The following is a 22,050-nucleotide window of genomic DNA, read 5'->3' as shown; positions in this document are numbered from 1 at the left end:
CCCTAATTAAAGGAGATTCAGTGATAAATCCAGACAAAACGCTCCAGATCAATGCTCTATGCGTTCAGCTTTCCCCTGACTAGAGTAAGTGAGCACTGATGCCAAGGAGTCGACGTGAACCTTGATGAGTATCGGCGTGCCGCACGGGCCTGGCTGCTCGAGAACACTCCTACCGAGGACCCTCCCGAGGGCGAGGCCGTCGCCCGTGCCAAGCGGTTCATGGCCAGGCTTCACGACGCCGGATACTCCGGCATCACCTGGCCGGAGCAATGGGGAGGTCAGGGGCTCACCCAGGCGGAGGAGCGCGCCTTCGCCGCCGAGGCGCGGGCCTTCTCGCTGCCGACCTACATCTTCTCGATCGGGCTCGGCATGACCGGGCCGACGATCCTGGACCGGGGCGACGACGAGCAGCGGGCCCGCTGGCTGCGGCCGCTGCTGCGCGGCGAGGAGATCTGGTGCCAGCTGTTCTCCGAGCCGGGCGCGGGCAGCGACGTGGCCAGCCTGCAGACCAAGGCGGTGCGTGACGGCGACCACTGGGTCGTCAACGGGCAGAAGGTGTGGACCACCAACGCCCAGTACGCCGACTGGGGCCTGCTGCTGGCCCGCACCGACGTGGACGTGCCCAAGCACAAGGGCCTGACCATGTTCGTGATCGACATGCGCCGGCCGGGCGTGACGGTCAAACCGCTGAAGGACATGAGCGGCAGGTCCGGCTTCAACGAGATCTTCTTCGACGACGCCGTCATCCCCGACACCGACCGGGTGGGCGAGGTCAACGACGGCTGGGGCGTCGCGGTCACGACGCTGCTGCACGAGCGGCTGTCGATCTCCGCGGGCGTGGGCATGAGCGGCCAGCGCGACAACCCGACCTCGCTGGAGGCACTGCGCGAGGTGGTCGACACCAGCGATCCGCTGGTCCGCGACGAGCTGGTCGAGCTGCACATCCGCTCGCGCGCGCTGGCCCTGTTCAACCAGCGCCTGGCTCAGGAGACCAGGGCGGGCGTCTTCCCCGGGGCCAGGGGCAGCGCGGCCAAGCTGCTGCTGGCCGAGCTGACGCTCTTCCAGGCGGACCTGGCCACCCGGCTGGTCGGGCCCGAGTCGGTGGTCGACGGCAACCCGCTGGGGTTCGCGGTGTCGCTGGCGCCGGCGATGGCGCTGGGCGGCGGCACCAACGAGATCATGCGCAACATCGTGGGCGAGCGCGTGCTGGGCCTGCCGCCGGGACCGCGCGTGGACAAGACCGTGCCGTTCAAGGAGCTGAAGGTGGGGACGCAAGAGGGGCTCGGTGGGGTGGGATGAGCAACGTGAAACTGGTACTCAGCCAGGAGCAGCAGGAGCTGCGCGGCGCGGTCAGGTCCTTCCTCGCCTCCGCCTCGCCCGCCGCCAAGGCCCGCGACGGGTACGACCCGGCCGTCTACGCGCGCCTCAACGGCGAGCTCGGTCTGTCCGGCCTGATCATCCCCGAGGAGTACGGCGGGGCAGGCGCGGGATTCGCCGAGCTGGCGGTCGCGCTGGAGGAGACCGGCGCCGTGCTGCTGCCAGGCCCCTTCCTGGCGACGGTGTTCGCGACGATCGCGCTGGCCGCCACCCCCGACAAGGAGCTGCTCACCGGCATCGCCGAGGGCAGGATCGCGGCCACGCTGTCGGAGACCGAGGTGAGGCTGACCGACGGGAAGGCGTCAGGCGAGCTGCCCCGGGTGCTGTCCGGCATGGAGGCCGACGTCCTGGTGATGCCCGCCCGCGACGGGGACGGCGTCGTCATGGCGGCCGTCGAGCTGTCCGGGACCGGTGTGAGCAGGCGGGCGCTGGAGGCGCTCGACCTGACGCGCGGCCAGGCCGCGGTGACACTCGACGGCGCCCCCGCCCGCGTCCTGGGCCAGCGGCCGGCGGGCGGCATCCTCGAGCGGCTGGCCGTCGTGCTGGCGGCCGAGCAGCTGGGCGTGATGCGGGCCGCGTTGGACGCGATCGTGGCCTACGCGAAGATCCGGGTGGCGTTCGGCCGGTTCATCGGCTCCTACCAGGGTGTCAAGCACAAGCTCGCCGACATGCACGCCAAGCTGGAGCAGGCCGAGTCGATCGTGCGCTACGCGGCGTGGACGGCCGACGAGTCACCGGACGACCTGCCGGAGGCGGCCATGCTCGCGCAGGCCTTCGTCGGCCGGGCCTGCTTCGAGGTGGCCCGCGACCACCTGCTGCTGCACGGCGGCATCGGCTTCACCTGGGAGCACGACGCGCACCTGTACTACAAGCGGGCCAAGAGCGACGAGGTGCTGCTCGGCCCGCCCAGGATGTACCGAGCCCGCCTCGCGGAACTGCTGGAGCTGTGATGGACATCAGCCAGTTGCCCGGTTTCTACGCCATCGCCGAGGCGGACCCCGGCCGACCCGCCGTGATCGACACCGACGGGACCCTGACGTCGTACGGCGAGCTGCTGGCTCTGGTGAACCAGGTCTCCCACGGTCTGCGGGCCCGCGGGCTCGGCAAGGGCGACGTGGTGGCCGGAGTCCTGCCGAACGGCGTCGACGCGGTCGTCATGCTGATGGCCACCGGGCAGATCGGCCTGTACTACGTGCCGATCAACTGGCACCTGACCGACCCGGAGATCGCCTACATCCTGGGCGACTGCGACGCGAAGGTCGTGGTGGCGGCCGAAGCCTATGCCGAGAAGACCATAAATCCTGACATCGGGATATCTGGGCTCGCCGAGGGGCAGCCCGCCACGGCGCCCGAGGACCGGTCGGCGGGGGCGGTCATGTGGTACACCTCGGGCACCACCGGGTTCCCCAAGGGCGTGCAGCGGCCGCTGCCCGACGTGCCGCCGGAGCAGCTGGTGCCGGTCTACACGTGGTTCCTGGGCGAGGTGTGCGACCTGAGTCCGGGCGACGGGGTGCACCTGGTGACCTCGCCGATGTACCACTCCTCGCCGTGCGCGCACACCCAGTTCGCGCTGCACCTCGGGCACACCGTGGTGATCACCCCGCGGTTCGAGCCGGTCAACATCCTGGAGCTGGTCGAGCGCCACCGGGTGACCAACGCGATGATGGTGCCGACCATGTTCCACCGGATGCTGCAGCTGCCGCAGGAGGTCAAGGACCGCTACGACGTCTCCTCGCTGCGGCAGGTCGTCCACACCGGCGCCGCCTGCCCGGTCGCGGTCAAGCAGGGGATCATGGACTGGTGGGGGCCGGTGCTCTACGAGTACTACGGCTCGACCGAGTCCACGATCGCGTTCGCGGTCAAGCCGCAGGAGTGGCTGGCCCGCCCGGGCACCGTCGGCAGGCCCGCGCCCGCGTTCGAGGCGTGCATCCTCGACGAGAACGGGACGGAGCTGCCACCCGGCGAGCCGGGCATGATCTACGTGCGGTCGGCGACGGTGAAGTTCGAGTACCGCAAGGACCCGGCCAAGACCGCGGCCAGCAGGCGGGGCGACTGGTACGCGCCGGGCGACATCGGCTACATGGACAAGGACGGCTACCTGTTCCTGTGCGACCGGCGGACCGACCTGATCGTGTCGGGCGGGGTCAACATCTACCCGGCCGAGATCGAGGCCGCCCTCCTCGAGCACCCGGCCGTCGCCGACGTGGCGGTGATCGGGGTGCCGGACGAGGAGTGGGGACACAAGGTGGTCGCCCTGGTCCAGGTCGCCGACGGCTACACCGCCGGGGACGCGCTGACGGCCGAGCTGCTTGAGCACTGCGTGCCGCGGATCGCCCGGTTCAAGCATCCCAGGGTGATCGAGTACCGCGACTCGCTGCCCCGCACGCCCACAGGGAAGCTGTCGCGCAGCAAGGTCAGGGAGGAGTACCTGGCCCGGCTGTGACCAGCGCGATCGCGGCCTGCCTGGTGAGCGCGGCGCCGCGTTCGTAGTCCTGGCCGTGGCGGGCGGCCCGCAGGACCAGCTCGTCGACACCGCCGCGCTCGTCCACGCCGCGCAGCGCGGTCGCGACGCCGAGCAGGTAGGCGGCGCCGGCGGGGTCCCGCTCCAGGGCCGCCGACAGGCGCACCGCCGTCGCCAGCGCGGACAGGTCCTGCCCGGCCAGCGCGATCGCGCTCGTCACCCGCTCATGCGCGCCTGCCGTGTCCTCGTCGAGCAGGGCCGCCACCGCTTCCATGCACGCGATGCGTGCCCGCACCCACGACTGGCCTGAGACCGCCGCCGCGGCGCCGGCCTGGTCGCGGAAGGCCGCCCGGTCGCCCGACCTGAGCATGGCCTCGGCCACGGCCAGGTGGACGACGGCGAAGTCTGCGTTCGGATGCATCCGTTCCAGCCCCGCCAGCGCCGAGCTCGCCAGGGCCCGCGCCCTGTCGAGCTCGCCCAGCCGCGCGTGCGCGACCGCGAGCTCCGCCTCGATGCTGGTCACGTCGGGGGGCACACCCAGCTCGGCCGCCAGCCGCTGCGCCCGCGTCAGGGCAGGGACCGCCGCGTCCGTCTCGCCCCGCAGCACGTAGTGGTAGGCCAGCATCCGCAGCGTCACGGACATGGCCCAGCGCTCACCGAGCGGCTCCAGGATCTCGCGTGCCTCCCGCAGCAGCGCGAAGGCTTCGGCGACCGAGCCCTCGCCCTCCACCTCGAGCGCCAGGAAGCACAGCGTCAGCGCCCGCTCCCACCCGGTCAGCCGCGGCAGCCTGCTCTCGGCGGTCGCCCTGTCCTGCAGCAGCACCGGCGCCACGAGTAGCACGAACGCCCCGCCATCAGGGATGGGCGCGGGCTCGCCGTCCCGCCCGAGCTCCAGACCGCGGGCCGCGCTGCGCAGCACCTGCCGTACGGCGTGCAGTTCGCCCGGCAGCTCGCCAGGAAGGTCCAGCACGTTGCGCGACCAGTGGATGCCCTCGGTGTACCTGCCCTGCAGGCGCCAGAACCACCACAGTCCGGCCGCCAGCCGCACCCCCAGCTCGGCCTCCCCCGCGTCGGCCGCGTAGCGCAGCGCCGCCAGTAGGTTGTCGTGTTCGGCCTGCAGCCGGTCGAGCCAGTGGAGCTGCCCGGGGCCGCGCAGCTCGGAGTCGGCCTGCTCGGTCAGGCGCAGGAAGTGCCGCGCGTGCTCGCCGCGGACCTCCAGGTCGCGACCCGACTCGGCCAGCCTGGCCATGCCGTAGGCGCGCACGGTCTCCTGCATGCGGTAGCGCTCGCCGGACAGTTCGACCAGCGACTTGTCCACCAGGCCCGCGAGGGTGTCCACGGCGGGGAACAGATCGAGCGTCGCGCCGCCGGGCAGCGCCGCCAGCCGCATCGCCAGGTCGCGCTCGGGCTCCGACAGCGGCTCCCAGCTCCAGTCGACGACGGCCTCCAGCGTGCGGTGCTGCGGCAGTGCCGTACGGCTGCCGCCGCTGAGCAGGCGGAAGCGGTCGTCGAGGCGGGCAGCGATCTGCTCGGCGGTCAGCGCGCGCATCCGCGCGGCGGCCAGCTCGATCGCCAGCGGCATCCCGTCCAGCCGGCGGCAGATCTCGGCGACGGTCCTGGCGTTCGTCTCGTCCAGCGCGAACCCGGGCCGCAGCGCGACGGCCCTGTCGGCGAACAGCCGCGCCGCCGCGGCCTCCTCCAGCGCCGGGATCGGGTACAGGCTCTCCCCCGGGATGGCCAGCGACTCGCGGCTGGTGGCCAGGATGCGCAGGTCGGGGCAGGCGCCCAGGAGCCGGTCGGCCAGCGCGGCGGCGGCCTCCACGACGTGCTCGCAGTTGTCCAGTATCACCAGCGCGCGCTTGCCGGCCAGGGCCTCCGCCACGCTCCCCGTCGCGTCGGACTCCAGCCACCCGTTGTCGCGCGCCCCGATCGCGGCCAGTACGGCGTGCGGCACGTCCCCCGCCTCGGCCACGGCCGCCAGCTCCACCAGCCACACCCCGTCCGGGGCCTGGGCGTCGGCGGAGTCTGAGAGGTGGGCGGCCGTCTCGACGGCCAGGCGGGTCTTGCCGGCGCCGCCGGGGCCGACGACCGTGACCAGGCGGGAGGCCCGCAGGGCGGTGGCGAGCTGGCCGAGCTCCCGCTGCCGGCCGACGAACGTGGTGACCTGGGCGCGCAGCCGGCTGGGTGCCTGGCGCCGCTCGTGGCGGAGGATCGCGAGGTGGATCTCCGCCAGCTCGTCCGAGGGGTCGACGCCGAGCTCGTCCGCGAGCGTGCGCCGGGTCCGCTCGTAGGCCTCCAGCGCCTCCGCCTGCCGTCCCGATCGGTACAGCGCCTGGATCAGCAGCCCCTGCAGCCGCTCGCGCAGCGGGTGGGCCGCGGCGAGCTCCCGCAGCTCGGACAGCACCTCGGCGCCCGCGGCGAGCTCGAGGGCGAGCCTGTCCTCCGCGGCCGACAGGCGCAGTTCCGCCAGCCGTACGCCCGCGCCGGCCGGGGAGAGCTGCGCGGGCCCGCGCCACAGCCGCTCCGCCTCCCGCAGCGCCGCGAGCCCGCCCTCGGCCACCAGGCGCTCGAAGCGCACCGCGTCCACGTCGCCGGGGTCGACGGCCAGGCGGTATCCGGCGGGGTGCGACTCGATCGCGGCCGCGCCGACCAGCCGCCGGGCGCGGGAGACCAGTGACTGCAGGGCGTTGCCGCTGCCGGCGGGCGGCTCCTCGCCCCAGACGGCCTCGATGAGGGCCTCCACCGGGACGACCCTGCCGGGGTCGAGGGCGAGCCTGGTCAGCAGCGCACGGAGCCTGGCACCTGGGATGTCGATGGGCTCGCCGTCGTCGTCGCGCATCTCGAAGGGGCCAAGCAGCAGGACTCGCACGGCCCCAAGCTTGCCAGCTCACGGACGGAAGTACGCCCGGGCGTTCACGGGACCGACTTGATGCGCCAGACCAGGCCCGCGCCCAGCAGCGCGAGCGCGGTGGCGGTCAGGAACAGGACCGGGTAGCCGCCCAGCCCGGCCACGATCGGGCCCGCGATGACCGGCGCGATGACCTGCGGCCCCGAGTTGGCGATGTTGATGATCCCCAGGTCCTTGGCGCGGCCTTCCGCCGTGGGCAGGACCTGCGTGACCAGCGCGTTGTCGACCGCGTTGTAGACGCCGAAGCCCACGCCCAGCACGGCCGCCGCGACCATCGCGACCGGCCACAGCGGCCAGAACGCCAGCATCACTGTCGGCACCGTGGAGATGATCCCCGACACCGTGACCAGCAGCTTGCGGCGCCCGATCCGGTCGGAGACCACCCCGCCCACCACAGTCGTGAGCACGACGCACACCGTGTAGATCAGGATCAGGATGAGCAGCCCGTCGCTGGCCTTCTGGCCGGGGAACAGCCGCTCGTACCCGACCGCGTCGGTCAGGAAGTACAGCAGGTAGAGCGTCGCCATGGAGTTGCCCAGCTGCATGAGGAAGCGGGTGATCCAGGCCCAGAAGAAGTCGGGGTGCCGGCGCGGGCTGATCCAGAAGGAGGCCAGCCTGAACGGCGGGCGCTCCGTGAGCCGGGGATCGGGGGTGGTCAGGATGAACGGCAGCACGCACAGCGGGATCACCACCGCGAGCAGCAGGTACCCGGACCTGGTGGTGGTCGCGACCATGGTCACCAGCACGACCGCGAGGACCACCCCGACCGCCTGCGGGACGCCGATCCATCCCGACACCTCACCCCGCTGGCTGACCGGCACGTGGTCGGGCACCCCCGCGGTGAGCGCGGCCTGCATCGCGTTGAGCGCCGCCTGCGCCAGGCACCAGCCCACCGCGATCCCGACGACCGTGCTCTGGAAGGCCAGGAACGCCAGCGCCGCCCCGCCGGTCAGCGCCCCGGCCAGCGTCCACGGGTGGCGGCGTCCCCACCGGCCGACCGTGCGGTCCGACAGCGCGCCCACGATGGGGTTGCCCAGCATCGCCACCAGCGCGCCGACGCCGGTGACCCAGGCCAGCGCGCCCTCCTTGCCCGCGGGCGCGACGGCGGCGACCTGCTCGGGTAACAGCACCTGCAGCGGCCCTAAGTAGCCGAGGAAGAGTGCCAGGTTCCCGAGCGAGATCGCGGAGATCCACCACGGCCCGACCCGGCGAACCGGTTCGGCGAGAGCGTTACTGGTCATCCGAGCCCGCCTCATGATCAGTTGTTGCGGGGATGCTACGCCTCTCCCCCGCCGTCAGGAAGGCCCACCTGATCGTCAGGGAGATCAGGTATAGGCCATCATCGTGACATGTCATCCTTCGAGATCCGTCCCGCGTCGCCCGCCGACTCCCAGGGGATCGAGGACGTGCGGATCACCACGTGGAAGACGGCCTACCGGGGCGTCATGCCCGACTCCCTTCTCGACGAGCTGTCCGTCTCCCCCGAGATGGTGAGCCGCCGCTCCGCGCTGCTCACCGACGGCACCAGCGGCTTCGTCGCCGTCCGCGACGGCCGGGTGCGCGGATTCACGCTGTACGGCGAGGCCAGGGACGACGGGCACGACGGCATGGAGATCTACGCCATCTACGTGCTGCCCGAGGAGTTCTCCACCGGGATGGGCCGGACCCTGATGGCCGCGTCGCTGGAGGACCTGCGCGACCAGGAGGTCGGGCTGTGGGTGCTGGCCGACAACCCGCGGGCCAGGCGCTTCTACGAGCGCTGCGGGTTCACGAGGTCGGGGCTGGTGAAGACGGAGTCGGATCCGCCGCTGGAGCAGGTGCACTACCGGCGCGCAGCGAGTACATGAGCGGGATGCGCGGCCTGCCCTCGGGCATCCGATAGCGGCCGCCGTCGCCTTCCATCACGGGGAAACGCGGGAACAGCGTGAAGTCGTGCTCGTGCAGGAACTCGATCCGCAGCCCCGCGGCGGCCACGGCCGAGACCACCTCGCCCAGATGGTGGGTGAACTGCACGCTGACGGTGTGCTCCAGCGGCTGGTCTCCGGTGTAGGTGTACGGAATGTCGTAGATCTCCGGGCCGCGCGCGAAATAGTCGTGCGAGACCACGCTCCCCGTCTCGTCGTCCAGCATGTCCTGGAACGGGTGGAACTCGGCCAGGTACAGGAACCCGCCCGGGTTCAGCAGGGCGGCGACCGTCTCGGCCCAGCGGGTGAGATCGGGCAGCCAGACCAGCGCGCCGATGCCCGTGTACACGATGTCGTAGGTCTCCCCGAGCGCCTCGGCCGCGTCGTAGACGTCGGCGGCGACGAACCTGGCCGGGATGCCGCACTCCTCGGCGATCTTCCTCGCCGACTCGACGGCCCTGTCCGAGAGATCCAGCCCGGTGACCGTGGCGCCGCGCCTGGCCCAGTCGAGGGTGTCGAGGCCGAAGTGGCACTGCAGGTGGACCAGCGACCTGCCGCCGACCTCGCCCACCTCGTCGAGCTCGAACGACCTCAGCGGGCTGGCGCCCGCCTTGAATCCGGCGACGTCGTAGAACTCGCTCTCCAAATGGATGGGCACCCGCCCATTCCAGTTCTGCCGATTAATAGCCAGATAGTCCGACATTTAATGCTTTATCCCCGTCTGGTCAGCCTGATGGGCAGGTGTTTGAGGCCGTTCTGGAAGTTGGACGTGAGCCGGACGGGCGGGCCGGCCGGCTCGACGTCCCATTCCAGCAGCTCGGTGAAGACGGCCCGCATCTGGACCCTGGCCAGGTGGGCGCCCAGGCAGAAGTGCGGGCCGAACCCGAAGCTGACGTGGTCGTTCGGGGTGCGCGCGATGTCGAACCGGTCGGGGTCGGCGAAGACCTCGGGATCCCGGTTGGCGGAGGCGTGGTAGACGACCACCTTGTCGCCACGCTCGATCTTCTGGCCGCCCAGGGTGAGGTCACGCGTCGCCGTACGCCTGAAGTCCATGACGGGCGGCCAGAAGCGCAGCATCTCCTCCACCGCGGAGTCCAGCAGCTCCGGCTCGGCGCGCAGCCGGGCGTGCTGGTCCGGATGCTCGAGCAGCGTCAGCAGGCCGCCGGGAAGCCCGTTGCGCAGCGTCTCGTTGCCGGCCACGGCGAACAGGAAGAACATGTTCTCGAACTCGGGCCCGGTCAGCTCGCCCATCGCCTCCATGATCGAACCCTTCCGCGGCTCGAGGGCGTGGGCGTAGGCGAACATGTCGGTCAGCGCGGCCTTCGACCGGGGGTTGATTCCCGGGCCCAGCTCCGGTCTCGTCGCGACGGCCAGGCGGCCGGCCGGGCTCAGGCGGCCGGCGTCGGCCGTCGACAGCCCCGCGTAGTCGGCGTCCTGGTAGCCGATCACGCGCGAGGCCCAGTCGTACAGCAGCCGCCTGTCCTCGTCGGGCACGCCCATCACGTGGGCCAGCGTCCAGACGGGCAGTTCGGCGACCACCTCGACGAAGTCGCACTCCCCCTCGCGGAACAGCCCGCGGGCCCTGGCCACGATCGTCTCCTCCAGCGCCCTGACGGCGCGCGGGGTGAACGCGGCCGCCACGATCCTGCGCAGCCTGGAATGCCCGGGCGGGTCCGTGTTGAGCATCATCGCCCGGACGAACTCCAGGTCCTCGGCGGTCTCCGGGTCGCGGATCTGGGTGGCGCCCAGGTGGGAGGAGAAGTCCTCGGTGGCGCGCAGCACGTGCTTGACGTCCCGGTGGCGGAACACGGCCCAGAAGCCCGTCCCCGCCCGCCACGGGCCGACGGCCGGCTCGGGCACCCGGCACACGGGGCTGTCCCGGCGCAGGGTCGCGAACAGCTCGTACGGCACGGCCTTCGCATACGTGGACGGCAGGAACAACGCCTGCGTGTTCTCCATGGGCTCCAGCGTGCATGATGAGCCGGTGACTCCTGAAGAGATCCTCCGCGACAACTTCTCCCCCTGGGTGCTGGACCTCGGCCTCCGGGTGGAATCGGTCGGCTCCCGGGAGGCAGTGCTCCGGCTGCCCTGGTCCGCGTCGCTGGCCAGGGAGGGCGGCGGGCTGTCGGGGCAGGCCATGATGGCCGCTGCCGACACGGCCACGGTCATCGCCATCTCGGCGGCGCGCGGAGGCTACGTCCCCATGACGACGGTGCAGCAGTCGACGACCTTCCAGCGGCCGGTCATCGACACGGACCTGCTCGTCCACGCCCGCATCACCAAGCTCGGGCGCACGCTGGCCTTCTGCGACATCGCGCTCACCCCCGACGGCGCCCCCGACCCCGCCGCCCACGCCACCACCGTCTACGCGCTTCTTTCCTAGAGAGGGCACCGCGGTCCCGCTTGCCCGCCGTACATCCCGTGGTCTCAGGGTGCTCTCAGGTGGGATAAGTAGGGTCGGGGCATGAGACGTGTGGCCGCGCTGGTCGCGGTGCTGGCCCTGGTGGGGATGGGGGCGTGGCTGGTGTGGCCGTCGGGCGGCGACGTCCGCGGGCAGGACCAGAGGATCACGGTCGTCGACGGGCCCCGCGACGACCAGCGGGTCGAGCTGGATGCCACGTTCTTCCCGCCGAAGGGCGGCGGGAAGGCGCCCGCCGTACTGCTGGCCCATGGCTTCGGCGGCAGCAAGCAGAGCGTGCGCGAGCCGGCCGAGCGGCTGGCCGCGGACGGGTACGCGGTGCTGACCTGGTCGGCGCGCGGCTTCGGCAGGTCGACGGGGCAGATCGCGCTGAACTCCCCGGACTACGAGGTCAAGGACGTCAAGCAGCTCATCGACTGGCTGGCCCGGCGCCCCGAGGTGAGCCTGGACAAGGCCGGCGACCCGCGGGTGGGCATCGCGGGCGGCTCCTACGGCGGCGCCATCGCGCTGATGACGGCGGCCGCCGACCCCCGCGTGGACGCGATCGTTCCGCAGATCACCTGGTACGACCTGGCCGACGCGCTGTTCCCCGACGCCTCGGGGCAGGGGCCGGCCAACGGGGTGTTCAAGCGCATGTGGGCGGGCTTCTTCTTCGGCCGCGGCGGCGGCCTCGGCCAGGCGTCCGCGCAGGACCTGCTGGCGCCGCGCGCCACCGTCCCGCTCACCCCCGAGCAGGCCAGGTGCGGCCGCTTCCTGCCGGAGATCTGCGACATGTACCAGCAGGTGGCCAAGACCGGCCGGGCCACGCCCGAGGCGGTGGCGCTGCTGCGCAAGTCCAGCCCCAGCTCGCAGGCGGGCAGGATCAAGGCGCCCACCCTGCTCATCCAGGGCCAGCGCGACTCGCTGTTCCCGATCGCGCAGGCCGACGCCAACGCCAGGGCTCTGGCCCCTGGCACCCCGGTGAGCGTCGCCTGGTTCGACGGGGGCCACGACGGCGGCACCGGCGAGCCCGACTGGCTCTACGACCAGACCACCGCCTGGTTCGCCCGCTACCTGAAGAACGCCCCGCAGGCGACGGCCGCGAAGTTCACGGTCACCAGGGACGGCGGGCGCGATCCTGGCACCCGCCAGCGCATCCTGCTGCACCCGGAGACCGGCGCGTACCCCGGCATCGAGGGCACCGCCACCACCGCCGTCACCTTGACCGGCCCCGAGCAGAACGTGGTGAACCCGCCCGGCGGCGCCCCCGCCGCGATCTCCACCGTGCCCGGCGTCGGCGGCCTGGTCGCCGGCGCGACCGCGGCCGGCCCGAGCGTGGCGCTGGACATGCCCGGGCAGAACGCCTCGTTCGAGTCCGCGCCGCTGAAGGCTCCGCTGCAGCTCACCGGCGGCCCCGGCGTCAAGCTGAGGGTGTACGGCACGGGCGAGGCGACCCTGTTCGCCAAGCTCTACGACGTGGCCGACGCGCTACAACCGCCCACGCTGCCCGCCGGCCTGGTGGCGCCGTTCAGGGTGAAGATCCCGCAGGGCGCGCAGTTCGCCGACGTGACGGTGCGGCTGCCGGTGGTGGACCACACCTTCCCGCTCGGGCACCGGCTGCGGCTCACGGTGGCCACGACCGACATGGGGTACGCCACCCCGGCGGAGCCCGCCTCGTACCGTGTGGGGCTGGCCTCGCCGGCGCTCGCCGTACCGACCGTGGCGGCCATGGAGGCGCCCGCGGCCGGACTGGCCTGGTGGGTGTGGGCGATGCCGCTGGTGGCGATCGCGGTCGCGGCCGGGATCCTGGTCACCGGCCGGACCAGGAAGGCCGATCCCGTGCCAGGGAGCACGCTGGTGCCGCTGGAGATCGCCGGGCTGACCAAGGCCTACCGCAACGGTGAGAAGGCCGTGGACGACGTGTCGTTCCGGGTCGAGCAGGGCCAGGTCCTCGGCCTGCTGGGGCCGAACGGCGCGGGCAAGACGACCACGATGCGGATGATGATGGGCCTCATCCACCCCGACGCGGGCGAGATCCGGATCTTCGGCCAGAAGGTCACGCCCGGGGCGCCGGTGTTGTCCAGGCTCGGGTCGTTCGTGGAGGGACCCGGGTTCCTGCCGCACCTGTCCGGCAGGGAGAACCTGGAGCTGTACTGGGCCGCGACCGGCCGGCCGCTCGACGAGGCGTACCTGGACGAGGCACTGGAGATCGCGGGACTCGGCAAGGCGCTGGAGCGTGCCGTACGCACCTACTCGCAGGGCATGCGGCAGCGCCTGGCGATCGCGCAGGCCATGCTCGGCCTGCCCGACCTGCTCGTGCTCGACGAGCCCACCAACGGGCTCGACCCGCCCCAGATCAGGGAGATGCGCGAGGTGCTCAAGCGGTACGCCCGCGACGGCCGCACCGTGATCGTCTCCAGCCACCTGCTGGCCGAGGTCGAGCAGACCTGCAGCCACGTGGTCGTCATGCACAGAGGCCGGCTGGTCTCCGAGGGCCCGGTCTCCAGGCTGCTCGCCTCGTCGAACGGCCACGGGCCACGCCTCGAGGACGTCTTCCTCGACCTGATCGGAGAGCAGTCATGACGTACGTGGCGAGCCGTACCTTGCCGCTGCGGGTGGAGATCGTCAGGCAGTTCAAGCGGCGCAGGACGCTGGTGATGTTCGGGCTGCTGCTCCTGCTGCCGTGGATCCTGGTGGTGGCCTTCCAGTTCGGGCCGCAGTCCAGCGGGCAGCAGCGGGCCCTGCGGCTGTCGGACCTGGCGACCGCGGGCGGGCTGAACTTCGCGGCGTTCACACTGTCGGTGTCGGCCACCTTCCTGCTGGTCGTGGCCGTGGCGCTGTTCTGCGGCGACACGGTGGCCAGCGAGGCGAACTGGTCGTCGCTGCGCTACCTGCTGGCGGCGCCGGTGCCGCGCGACCGGCTGCTGCGGCAGAAGCTGATCGTGGCGCTCGGGTACGCGGCGGCGGCCGTGATCAGCGTGCCGCTGATGGCGCTGCTGGCGGGCACGGTCGCCTTCGGCTGGCACGACATCCAGGTGCCGGGCACCGGCGAGCTGATCCCGGCGCTGGACGTGCTGCCCAGGTTCGCCATCGTGATCGGCTACGCGCTGGTCAGCCAGCTGGTCGTGGCGGGGCTGGCGTTCCTGATCTCCACGCTGACCGACTCGCCGCTCGGCGCGGTGGGCGGCGCGGTGGGGCTGTGGATCGTCAGCAACATCCTGCAGGCGGTCGAGGCGCTGGGGTCGCTGCGGGAGTTCCTGCCGACGTTCTGGAACACGGCCTGGCTGGACGCGCTGGCGCCGGAGCTCGACTGGAGCGGCATGGCCAAGGGCGCCTCAGTGTCGATCACCTACGCGGCCGTCCTGATCGCGATCGCGTTCCGCCGCTTCCGCCGCAAGGACGTCGTCTCGTAACCGGAAGATCGTTCTTCCCTACGACTGGTCAGTCCCAGTGGGGCGGGCGATTGTCGAGGTAGAAGGCGTCGGAGTCGTCCTCGCGCCAGTCGCCCCAGCCCAGGTCGGTGTCCTCGCTGGTCTGCTCAGGGAGATATTCGCTCACGAAGACATGCTACCGAGGAGAACAAACCTGACTCCGCCGCCCACATGCCAGCAAGGACAGGCGGTTTGGCGCGGGGTACCATGCGAAGGCAGGTGTCGCCTATCCCCCGTGAGGCTGCCCATGGCCACCCCGACAGGCTGGCGGCGAGAAGGCAATCTACCGGCCGAGCTCACCAGCTTCATCGGCCGGACCCGGCTGCTCGCCAACCTGAAGCGCCGTCTGAACGAGTCACGTCTCGTGACGGTCACCGGCATCGGGGGTGTGGGCAAGTCGCGCACCGTCCTTCGCCTGGCCCACCAGGTCCGCTCGCAGTACGAGGACGGCGTGTGGTTCGCCGACCTGGCCCGGCTGCAGGACGCGGGCATGGTCAGGCACACCATCGCCTCCGCGCTCGGCATCGCCGACCAGTCCTCGCGCGCGGAGTCGGAGTCGCTGTCGGAGTGGGTGGGTGAGCGGCAGATGCTGCTCATCATCGACACCTGCGAGCATCTCGTGCAGGGCTGCGCCGAGCTGGTCGAGGAGTTGCTCGAGAGCAACCCCAACCTGAAGGTGCTGGCCACCAGCCGCCAGTCGCTGCACCTGCCCTACGAGCACGTCGTGCCGGTGCCGCCGCTGCAGGTGCCGGGCGACGACCCGGCCGAGGGCCTGTTCACCAACGAGTCGGTGCAGCTGTTCGCGGCGCGGGCCGGCGCCGTGATGCCGGACTTCGTGCTGGACGAGGAGAACATCAGCGCGGTGGCCGAGCTGTGCCGCCGTCTGGACGGCATCCCGCTGGCGATCGAGCTGGCCGCGGTCCGGCTACGGGCGCTGTCGGTGGAGCAGATCCTCGGGCTGCTGACCGACCGGTTCAGCCTGCTGGCCGGCGCCAGCCGTACGGCGCTGCCCAGGCACCAGACGCTGCGCGCGGCCATCGGCTGGAGCCACGAGCTGTGCGAGCCGGCCGAGCGGCTGCTGTGGGCTCGGCTGTCGGTGTTCGCCGGCGACTTCGAGCTGGACGCGGCGCGCTTCGTCTGCGCCGACGAGCGGCTGCCGCAGGAGGACATCACCGACCTGGTCACCGGGCTGGTGGAGAAGTCGATCCTGCTGATCAGGAGCAACCACGCCGGCGTGCGCTACAAGCTGATCGACACGCTGGCCGAGTACGGCGAGGAGTGGCTGGACAAGCTCGGCGAGACCGAGCCGATGCGCCACCGCCACCTGGACTACTACCTGAGCCTGGCCCAGCGAGGCGAGGACGCCTGGTCGGGCCCGCGGCAGATCTACTGGTTCGTGCGCATGCGCCAGGAGCACGACAACGTGCGCGTCGCGCTGGAACACGCGCTGCGCACGCCGGGCAAGACCATGCTCGCGCTGAAGCTGCTGTCGTCGCTGTGGTTCATGTGGATCTGCTGCGGCTTCACCCGCGAGGGCCGCCTGTACCTGGAGCGGGCGCTGCAGGCCAACCCGGGCGTGAGCAAGGAGCGGTGCAAGGCGCTGTGGGTGCTGTCGTACGTGCGCAGCGCCCAGGGCGACAGCGGGGGCGCGCTGGCCGCCTCCGAGCAGTGCAGCACCGAGGCCGTCAGGGTCGGCGACTCCAAGGCGGTGATCCTGGCCTCGAAGATGCAGGGCACGGCCGCTCTCCTGCAGGGCGATCTGCAGAAGGCCAGCGCGCTGCTCGGCGTGGCGATCGAGTTCAACACCGACAACAAGGAGCTCAACCCCGGCCTGCTCCCCGCCATCGTGGAGCTTTCGCTTGTGCTGAACTCCCAGGGTGAGATGTACGAGGCCGAGTCTCTGCTCGCCGACTGTCTCCAAGTGTGCAAGGAGCGCGGCGAGCTGTGGGTCGCCTCCTACGCGAACTGGGCACTGTCCATCGTCTGCCTGGCCACGACCAGAGCGGCCGACGCGCTCCGCAGCGCTCAGGAGGCCCTGCGGATCAAGCGGCACTTCCACGACACCCTCGGCACCCTGCTGGTACTCGAGACGACCGCCCGGATCCTCACTGCCCAGGACCAGATGTCGCTGGCGGCCCGGCTGCTCGGCGCGCTGCACCAGAACTGGAAGAGCGCGGGCCTGCCCATGCTCGGCGCGCCGTTCTTGACGACCGACCACGATCAGGTGGTCAAGGAGTGCAAGAAGTCGCTGGGTGAGCAGGCCTACGACGAGTACTTCGGGGAGGGCACCCGCCTCGACCTCGACGAGGCTTCCGCGAGCGCACTCGGTGAGCTGGACACCATCGAATGATCAAACGGCCTCCGGCCATCGGGTGTCACGCGGCCAGGCGTGCACGTAGCGCGCGCTCCCCAATGAGAAGGCGATGTGGCCGCGCACCCAATGCTCGAGCCCGCGAACGTATCTGCACACCGGCAGCGGGGCCCACTGGTCGACGGCCTCACGCCGCTCCAAGAAAGCCGTGATCGCGTCTTCGTGCATGCGCGAGACCTCTTCCAGCGCTTGCTGCAGGCTGTAGGAGCGGTGCGTGGCGAGAACGGTGACCAGGTTGTGCCGCGCCTTGTCGTTGGAGCGTTCCTTGGCGTAGGAGAGCATGTCGTTGTCCCACCCGATCAGATCGCACGCCAGGTCGGACAGTAACCGCACGTCAGGGTGGTGCCACTCCTCGGCCTCGAGACAGTATCCCCCACCGACGTCGATGAGCGCGAAGCAGGTGTAGGTGGCACCCGTGATGCGGCGCATGGCGATGTAGTCCTCGGGCGTGGGGATCCGGTCCACCTCGCGGTTGGCAGCCTCCCAGATCTGGGCGAACAGGTACTCCTTGACCGTGGTCCGCCACCGATCGACCTGGGCGGAGCTGGCGACCTCCGAGATGCGTCCGAGAATCTCGTGGAGGGTGAGCTCGAAGGCGTTGGACGGATCGGGGCGACCGCGGCCGTCGATGATCTCCAGCAGCGGCGGCAGGGCCTGGGCGACGGCGGAGGCCCGATGCCCCATCAACTCGCTCTCGCAGAACGTGTCGTCGAAGGCGAACAGCCAGTTGTACCAGTCGTTGATCAGCCGCAGGCTGTCGCGCGGCACGAGCGGGTTGGTGCGAGCGGCCAGATAGCCGATCTTCGAGCGCTGGAAATGCTCGATGGCGCCACTTCCGGAGAGCATGTGCGATGCGGCGAGCCAGGCATGGCTCTCGGCGTCGACCTCTGCGGCATGGGTGTTGATCTCGCTGGGGAACGGGCAGGGCAGCGAGGGGATGCGGATGGGTGTGGCTTGCGCGGTTTTTCTAGCCATGCCCTCATGATCGCAACGTTACAGAAACATAGCTATATAGCGCTAATAGCCTCTTTTCTCCCTTCCCCGGCTATACAAACGAGTCCTCAGTCCCGAACATGCGCGCCGCGTCGATCGCGGACGGTGTGCCCTCACGCGGGTCGGCACCCGCCTCCAGCAGCGCGTCGACCACATCGCGCTCCATCTTGAACACCGCGCCCGCCAGCGGCGTCTGGCCCCTGTCGTTGGCCCAGCCCGGATCGGCGCCGAGGCCCGTGAGCATCCGGACGGTCCCGGCGTGGCCGTGGTAGGCCGCCGGCATCAGCAAAGTGTCACCTTTGCCGTTGGTGAGGTCCGCCGGAACTCCCGCCTCCACGTACGCCTTGAGGGTTTCCGTGTCACCCGCTCTGGCCAGGTCGAACATCCTCGTGGCGAACTCTTCGAGCTCCGGGTCCCCGTCCATGCGTCCCGTTCTGCCTCGATAAAGTGCGCTGCACGGAATCGTTCCGGCTCGCCGTAGGTTCAGGAGAAAGTAGCTAAGGGAAAGGCTGTCCAATCGTGTTCGACCCGACGGACCTCTATACGCTCGCCGACGACGCGCCGTCGCTCGCCGAGCCGGTGCTGCTCTACCACTTCGACGGCTTCGTCGACGCGGGCGGCGCCGGGCGGCTCGCGCTCGGCCACCTGCTCGCCGAGCTGGAGCACCGGGTTGTCGCGACCTTTGACGTGGACCGGCTCCTCGACTATCGCTCCCGGCGGCCGATCATGACCTTCGACACCGACCGCTGGGTCGATGTCGAGAGTCCGGAACTCGCGGTCCACGCCACTCAGGACGCGACCGGCACTCCGTTCCTGATCATGTCCGGGCCCGAGCCCGACCGCGAGTGGGAGCTGTTCACCCAGGCCGTGGGCGTCATGGTCGACTACTTCGGGGTGAGCAAGCTGGTCACCGTGCACGGCATCCCGATGGCGGTGCCGCACACGCGGCCGCTCGGCGTCACGATGCACGCCAGCCGCCCCGAGCTGATCAACGCCCAGACCAGCTCGTTCGGCCGCGTCCAGGTGCCCGGCAGCGCGGCCGCCCTGCTGGAGTTCCGTCTGGGCGCGCAGGGCCACGACGCGCTCGGCTACGCCGTCCACGTGCCGCACTACCTGTCGCAGGCGGAGTACCCCACCGCCGCGGTCACGGCGCTGGAGGCCGTCACGCGCGGGACGGGGCTGGTGTTCCCGATGGACACGCTGCGCGACGCCGCCGAGCGCACGCTGGCGGAGATCGAGGAGCAGATCCAGGCCTCCTCCGAGCTGTCGACCGCGATCACCGGGCTCGAGCAGCAGTACGACGCGTTCGCCACGGGCGCCGACCGCGAGAACCTCATGGCCGAGACCATCCCCATGCCCACGGGCGACGAGCTGGCCGCCCAGTTCGAGGCCTTCCTCGCCGACCGGGAGGAAGATCTCTGAGGTACGGCCCCGCCGCGCACTCCCCGGGGAGAGCCCGGGGAGGCGGGAGGCCGGTCACATGCGGGGACCGAGGAAGCAGCCGCCGGAGGCGTCGATGACCTGCCCGGTCACCCAGCGCCCCGCCTCTGAGGCCAGGAAGCCCACCACGTCGGCGACGTCGGCGGGCTGACCGACCCTGGGGATGGCGTTGCCGCTGCCGACCATCTGCTGGACCTGCGGGTTGTCCTGCATCCACGGGTTCATGTCCGTGAGGGTGGGACCGGGCGAGACGGTGTTGACCGTGATGCCGCGCGGGCCGACCACGTTGGCCAGACTCCGCGAGAGCGCCTCCACGGGCGCCTTGCTCATCGAGTAGCCAACCTCGGGCAGCGCGATGCGGGTGGCGCCGGTGGAGACGTTGACGATGCGGCCGCCGTCGTTGAGCAGGGGCAGCACCCGCTGCGTGATGAACAGCGGCGCCTTGGCGTTGACGGCGATCAGCCGGTCGAACACCTCGGGCGTGATCTCGTCGATCGAGGACGGTGTGTTGATCGCCGCGTTGTTCACCAGGACGTCCAGCCGCGCCTGCCCGGTCCACTGCCGCAGCCCGGCCTCCAGCGCGGCGAACAGCGTGTCGATGTCGCCGGGGGCGCCGAGCAGCGCGCGGACGGGGAAGGCGCGCCCGCCCTGCTTCTCGATCAGCGCGATCGTCTCGTGCGCGGCCGCCTCGTTCTCGCCGTAGTGCACGGCCACCAGCGCGCCGTCGGCCGCCAGCCGCTGCGCGATGGCCCGGCCGATCCCCCGCGAGGCACCCGTCACCAGAGCGGTCCTGGTCATGTCCTTCTCCATTCGTCGTGGTCAACGGGATAGAGACTCTCCGGGCCCGCTGACCGCCCGCTGACAACCGGCTGACTACGCTGGGCCGATGGACGACATCAGGGTGGGGCTGGTCGGGTACGGCGTGGCCGGCGCGTACTTCCACGCCCCGCTGATCCACGCCACCCAGGGCCTGCGCCTGGCCGCCGTGGTGACGCGGAACCCGGAGCGGGCCGCCGAGGTGACGGCCAGGTACGCCGCCACCCCGGTCGGGGACGTGGAGGCGCTGGCGGGCGCCTGCGACCTGGTCGTGGTGGCCTCGCCGAACCGGACGCACGTCGCGACCGCGAACTGGGCGCTGAGCCAGGGCCTGCCCGTCGTCGTGGACAAGCCGCTGGCCAGGACCGCCGAGGAGGCGCGGCTACTGGTGCGGACCGCGCGCGAGCGTGGCCTGATGCTGACCGTGTTCCAGAACCGCCGCTGGGACGGCGACTTCCTGACCCTCGCCAAGCTGGTCGAGGCGGGCGCCCTGGGCCAGGTCATCCGCATGGAGTCCCGCTTCGACAGGTGGCGGCCGCAGCCGAAGGGCGGCTGGCGGGAGACGGGCGGGACGGAGGAGATCGCGGGCCTGCTGTACGACCTCGGCAGCCACCTGGTCGACCAGGCGCTACGGCTGTTCGGCCCGGCCGTACGCGTCTACGCCGAGACCGACGTGCGCAGGCAGGGCGTGACAGCGGACGACGACACGTTCGTCGCGCTGACCCACGAGGGCGGCGTCCGCTCGCACCTGTGGGCCGGCGCCCTGGTGGGCCAGCTCGGCCCCCGCTTCCGCGTCCTGGGCACGGAGGCCGCCTACGTCAAGTACGGCCTGGACGTCCAGGAGGGCAGGCTCCGGGCGGGCGTGTCGCCGCTGGAGCCCGATTTCGGCGAGGAGCCGGAGGACCGGTGGGGCCTGCTGGGCACCGACGAGGCCAACCGGAGGGTCCGCACCGAGCCGGGCTCCTACCTCGACTTCTATACCGGCGTCGAGAACGCCCTGCGGCACGGCGGGCCGCCCCCGGTCGACCCGGAGGAGGTGATCCGGGGCCTGGCGGTGCTGGAGGCGGCGCACCTGTCGGCCACGCAGGGCATCGAGGTGCACCTGTCCTAGTCGCGCAGCCTGGCCCGCATGGCGGCGGTGTCCTCGGCGGTCCAGCCGTGGGACTCGAGCCAGGCCATCGGCCCGCCGAACCGCTCCTGGAGCACGTTGAAGAACTGCAGGATGTAGCGCGGCCGCGGCATGTGGTCGTCGGCGGGGCGCGAGTCCAGATCGTCGCGGTAGGTGGTGCTGCCGCGCAGCCGCGCCAGCACCCCTTCGAGCCGCTCGCCGGTGGCCGCGTAGTCCTCGACGATCGCCTCCCTGGTGGCGCCCGCCACCTCGAGCGCGAGCGCCGACAGCACGCCGGTGCGGTCCTTGCCGGCCGCGCAGTGCACGATGGCCGCGCCGTCGTTGAGCGCCATGGCGCGCAGCGCCGCCACGACCGCGTCGGGCCGGTCACGCAGGTAGCCGAAGTAGAACCCGGTCACCCGCAGGTCGTCGTCGAGGCCACGTTCCTGCCAGGGCAGGACCTTCTCCGCGTCGATGCCGTCGGCCTCGACGTCGGTGTGGGTGCCGCCCTCGGCGAACATGCTCAGGTGGTGGTGGGTCACCTCGGACACCCTGGTCAGCGGGCCCGGCCCCTCCAGTGACACCTCGGCGTTGGAGCGCAGGTCCACCACGTGCCTGAGCTTGAGCTCACCGACCAGCAGCGACACGTCGCCGGGGGTGAGCCCCTGAAGATTGTCCGCCCGGAAAATCCGCCCGAAGCGGGTCGCGCCGCCGTCCGTCGTGGGGAGTCCTCCCAGGTCACGGGCGTTGACGGCGCCTTCGAGTGCGATCCATCTCGTCTTCTCGTTCATTGATTCGACCCTATATGTCCCGCCAAAGCTGAGCGGATCCGAGGTTCATAAC

General features: G+C 71.2%; 18 protein-coding genes. 10 read left to right on the top strand and 8 right to left on the bottom strand.

Annotated features, from left to right (window positions below; all coding sequences use genetic code 11):
* Positions 1-114: 114 nt before the first annotated feature.
* Genes ACIBHX_RS02880 through ACIBHX_RS02870 form a run of 3 tightly spaced genes read left to right on the top strand, consistent with a single transcriptional unit; the run spans position 115 to position 3,820 of the window.
* The gene (locus ACIBHX_RS02880; protein WP_397063612.1) at positions 115-1,299 is read left to right on the top strand and encodes an acyl-CoA dehydrogenase family protein; all 1,185 of its coding nucleotides are present in this window, start codon (positions 115-117) and stop codon (positions 1,297-1,299) included.
* Positions 1,296-2,327 carry an acyl-CoA dehydrogenase family protein gene (locus ACIBHX_RS02875; RefSeq protein WP_397063611.1) on the top strand — a complete coding sequence of 344 codons (1,032 nt, stop codon included), beginning with the start codon at positions 1,296-1,298 and terminating at the stop codon, positions 2,325-2,327. Before ACIBHX_RS02880 ends, ACIBHX_RS02875 begins: the two co-directional genes overlap by 4 nt.
* Positions 2,327-3,820 (top strand): AMP-binding protein, encoded by a 1,494-nt coding sequence (locus tag ACIBHX_RS02870; protein WP_397063609.1) that lies wholly within the window; start codon positions 2,327-2,329, stop codon positions 3,818-3,820. The genes ACIBHX_RS02875 and ACIBHX_RS02870 overlap by 1 nt, the downstream gene beginning before the upstream one ends.
* Here the strand turns inward: ACIBHX_RS02870 and ACIBHX_RS02865 are convergent.
* Both ACIBHX_RS02865 and ACIBHX_RS02860 read right to left on the bottom strand, forming a co-directional pair.
* A complete protein-coding gene (locus ACIBHX_RS02865; RefSeq protein WP_397063608.1) occupies positions 3,792-6,707 on the bottom strand; it encodes a BTAD domain-containing putative transcriptional regulator in 2,916 nt (971 codons plus the stop codon). The genes ACIBHX_RS02870 and ACIBHX_RS02865 overlap by 29 nt on opposite strands.
* Before the next feature lie 44 nt (positions 6,708-6,751).
* The gene (locus ACIBHX_RS02860) at positions 6,752-7,987 is read right to left on the bottom strand and encodes an MFS transporter (RefSeq protein WP_397063607.1); all 1,236 of its coding nucleotides are present in this window, start codon (positions 7,985-7,987) and stop codon (positions 6,752-6,754) included.
* A gap of 108 nt (positions 7,988-8,095) precedes the next feature.
* Between ACIBHX_RS02860 and ACIBHX_RS02855 the strand changes: the two genes are divergently transcribed.
* A complete protein-coding gene (locus ACIBHX_RS02855; protein WP_397063605.1) occupies positions 8,096-8,593 on the top strand; it encodes a GNAT family N-acetyltransferase in 498 nt (165 codons plus the stop codon).
* Here the strand turns inward: ACIBHX_RS02855 and ACIBHX_RS02850 are convergent.
* Both ACIBHX_RS02850 and ACIBHX_RS02845 read right to left on the bottom strand, forming a co-directional pair.
* Positions 8,514-9,308: a class I SAM-dependent methyltransferase gene (locus ACIBHX_RS02850; protein ID WP_397063603.1), complete on the bottom strand. Its 795-nt coding sequence runs from the start codon at positions 9,306-9,308 to the stop codon at positions 8,514-8,516. The genes ACIBHX_RS02855 and ACIBHX_RS02850 overlap by 80 nt on opposite strands.
* Positions 9,309-9,361: 53 nt before the next feature.
* Positions 9,362-10,609 carry a cytochrome P450 gene (locus tag ACIBHX_RS02845; RefSeq protein ID WP_397063601.1) on the bottom strand — a complete coding sequence of 416 codons (1,248 nt, stop codon included), beginning with the start codon at positions 10,607-10,609 and terminating at the stop codon, positions 9,362-9,364.
* A 25-nt stretch (positions 10,610-10,634) separates the two neighbouring features.
* Between ACIBHX_RS02845 and ACIBHX_RS02840 the strand changes: the two genes are divergently transcribed.
* From ACIBHX_RS02840 to ACIBHX_RS02825, 4 genes are all read left to right on the top strand, one after another.
* Positions 10,635-11,033 carry a PaaI family thioesterase gene (locus tag ACIBHX_RS02840; RefSeq protein WP_397063599.1) on the top strand — a complete coding sequence of 133 codons (399 nt, stop codon included), beginning with the start codon at positions 10,635-10,637 and terminating at the stop codon, positions 11,031-11,033.
* Between the two features lie 81 nt (positions 11,034-11,114).
* A complete protein-coding gene (locus ACIBHX_RS02835; protein WP_397063597.1) occupies positions 11,115-13,631 on the top strand; it encodes a CocE/NonD family hydrolase in 2,517 nt (838 codons plus the stop codon).
* Positions 13,628-14,461 (top strand): ABC transporter permease, encoded by an 834-nt coding sequence (locus ACIBHX_RS02830; protein ID WP_397063595.1) that lies wholly within the window; start codon positions 13,628-13,630, stop codon positions 14,459-14,461. The genes ACIBHX_RS02835 and ACIBHX_RS02830 overlap by 4 nt, the downstream gene beginning before the upstream one ends.
* A gap of 253 nt (positions 14,462-14,714) precedes the next feature.
* Positions 14,715-16,829: an ATP-binding protein gene (locus tag ACIBHX_RS02825; RefSeq protein ID WP_397063594.1), complete on the top strand. Its 2,115-nt coding sequence runs from the start codon at positions 14,715-14,717 to the stop codon at positions 16,827-16,829.
* Here the strand turns inward: ACIBHX_RS02825 and ACIBHX_RS02820 are convergent, their stop codons facing one another.
* Both ACIBHX_RS02820 and ACIBHX_RS02815 read right to left on the bottom strand, forming a co-directional pair.
* Positions 16,830-17,825 carry a hypothetical protein gene (locus ACIBHX_RS02820; protein WP_397063592.1) on the bottom strand — a complete coding sequence of 332 codons (996 nt, stop codon included), beginning with the start codon at positions 17,823-17,825 and terminating at the stop codon, positions 16,830-16,832.
* A gap of 70 nt (positions 17,826-17,895) precedes the next feature.
* On the bottom strand, positions 17,896-18,267 hold the full coding sequence (locus ACIBHX_RS02815; protein ID WP_397063590.1) for an ankyrin repeat domain-containing protein: 372 nt from the start codon (positions 18,265-18,267) through the stop codon (positions 17,896-17,898).
* A gap of 95 nt (positions 18,268-18,362) precedes the next feature.
* On the opposite strand from ACIBHX_RS02815, the gene ACIBHX_RS02810 reads away from it, so the two are divergent.
* A complete protein-coding gene (locus tag ACIBHX_RS02810; protein ID WP_397063588.1) occupies positions 18,363-19,265 on the top strand; it encodes a proteasome assembly chaperone family protein in 903 nt (300 codons plus the stop codon).
* A 54-nt stretch (positions 19,266-19,319) separates the two neighbouring features.
* On the opposite strand, the gene ACIBHX_RS02805 is transcribed toward ACIBHX_RS02810, so the two are convergent.
* Positions 19,320-20,081: an SDR family oxidoreductase gene (locus tag ACIBHX_RS02805; RefSeq protein ID WP_397063586.1), complete on the bottom strand. Its 762-nt coding sequence runs from the start codon at positions 20,079-20,081 to the stop codon at positions 19,320-19,322.
* Positions 20,082-20,169: 88 nt separating this feature from the next.
* Here ACIBHX_RS02805 and ACIBHX_RS02800 point away from each other — a divergent pair, with 88 nt between their 5' ends.
* Entirely contained in the window at positions 20,170-21,210 is a 1,041-nt protein-coding gene (locus ACIBHX_RS02800) for a Gfo/Idh/MocA family oxidoreductase (protein ID WP_397063585.1), read from the top strand.
* Here the strand turns inward: ACIBHX_RS02800 and ACIBHX_RS02795 are convergent.
* A complete protein-coding gene (locus ACIBHX_RS02795) occupies positions 21,207-21,998 on the bottom strand; it encodes a tyrosine-protein phosphatase (protein ID WP_397063583.1) in 792 nt (263 codons plus the stop codon). The two genes, ACIBHX_RS02800 and ACIBHX_RS02795, sit on opposite strands and share 4 nt — an antisense overlap.
* Between the last annotated feature and the right edge of the window lie 52 nt (positions 21,999-22,050).

The organism is Nonomuraea sp. NPDC050536 (assembly GCF_044457685.1).
Taxonomy (GTDB): Bacteria; Actinomycetota; Actinomycetes; order Streptosporangiales; family Streptosporangiaceae; genus Nonomuraea.
The sequence above is the reverse complement of the archived record's forward strand: the minus strand, read 5'-3'. Positions and strand labels throughout refer to the sequence as shown.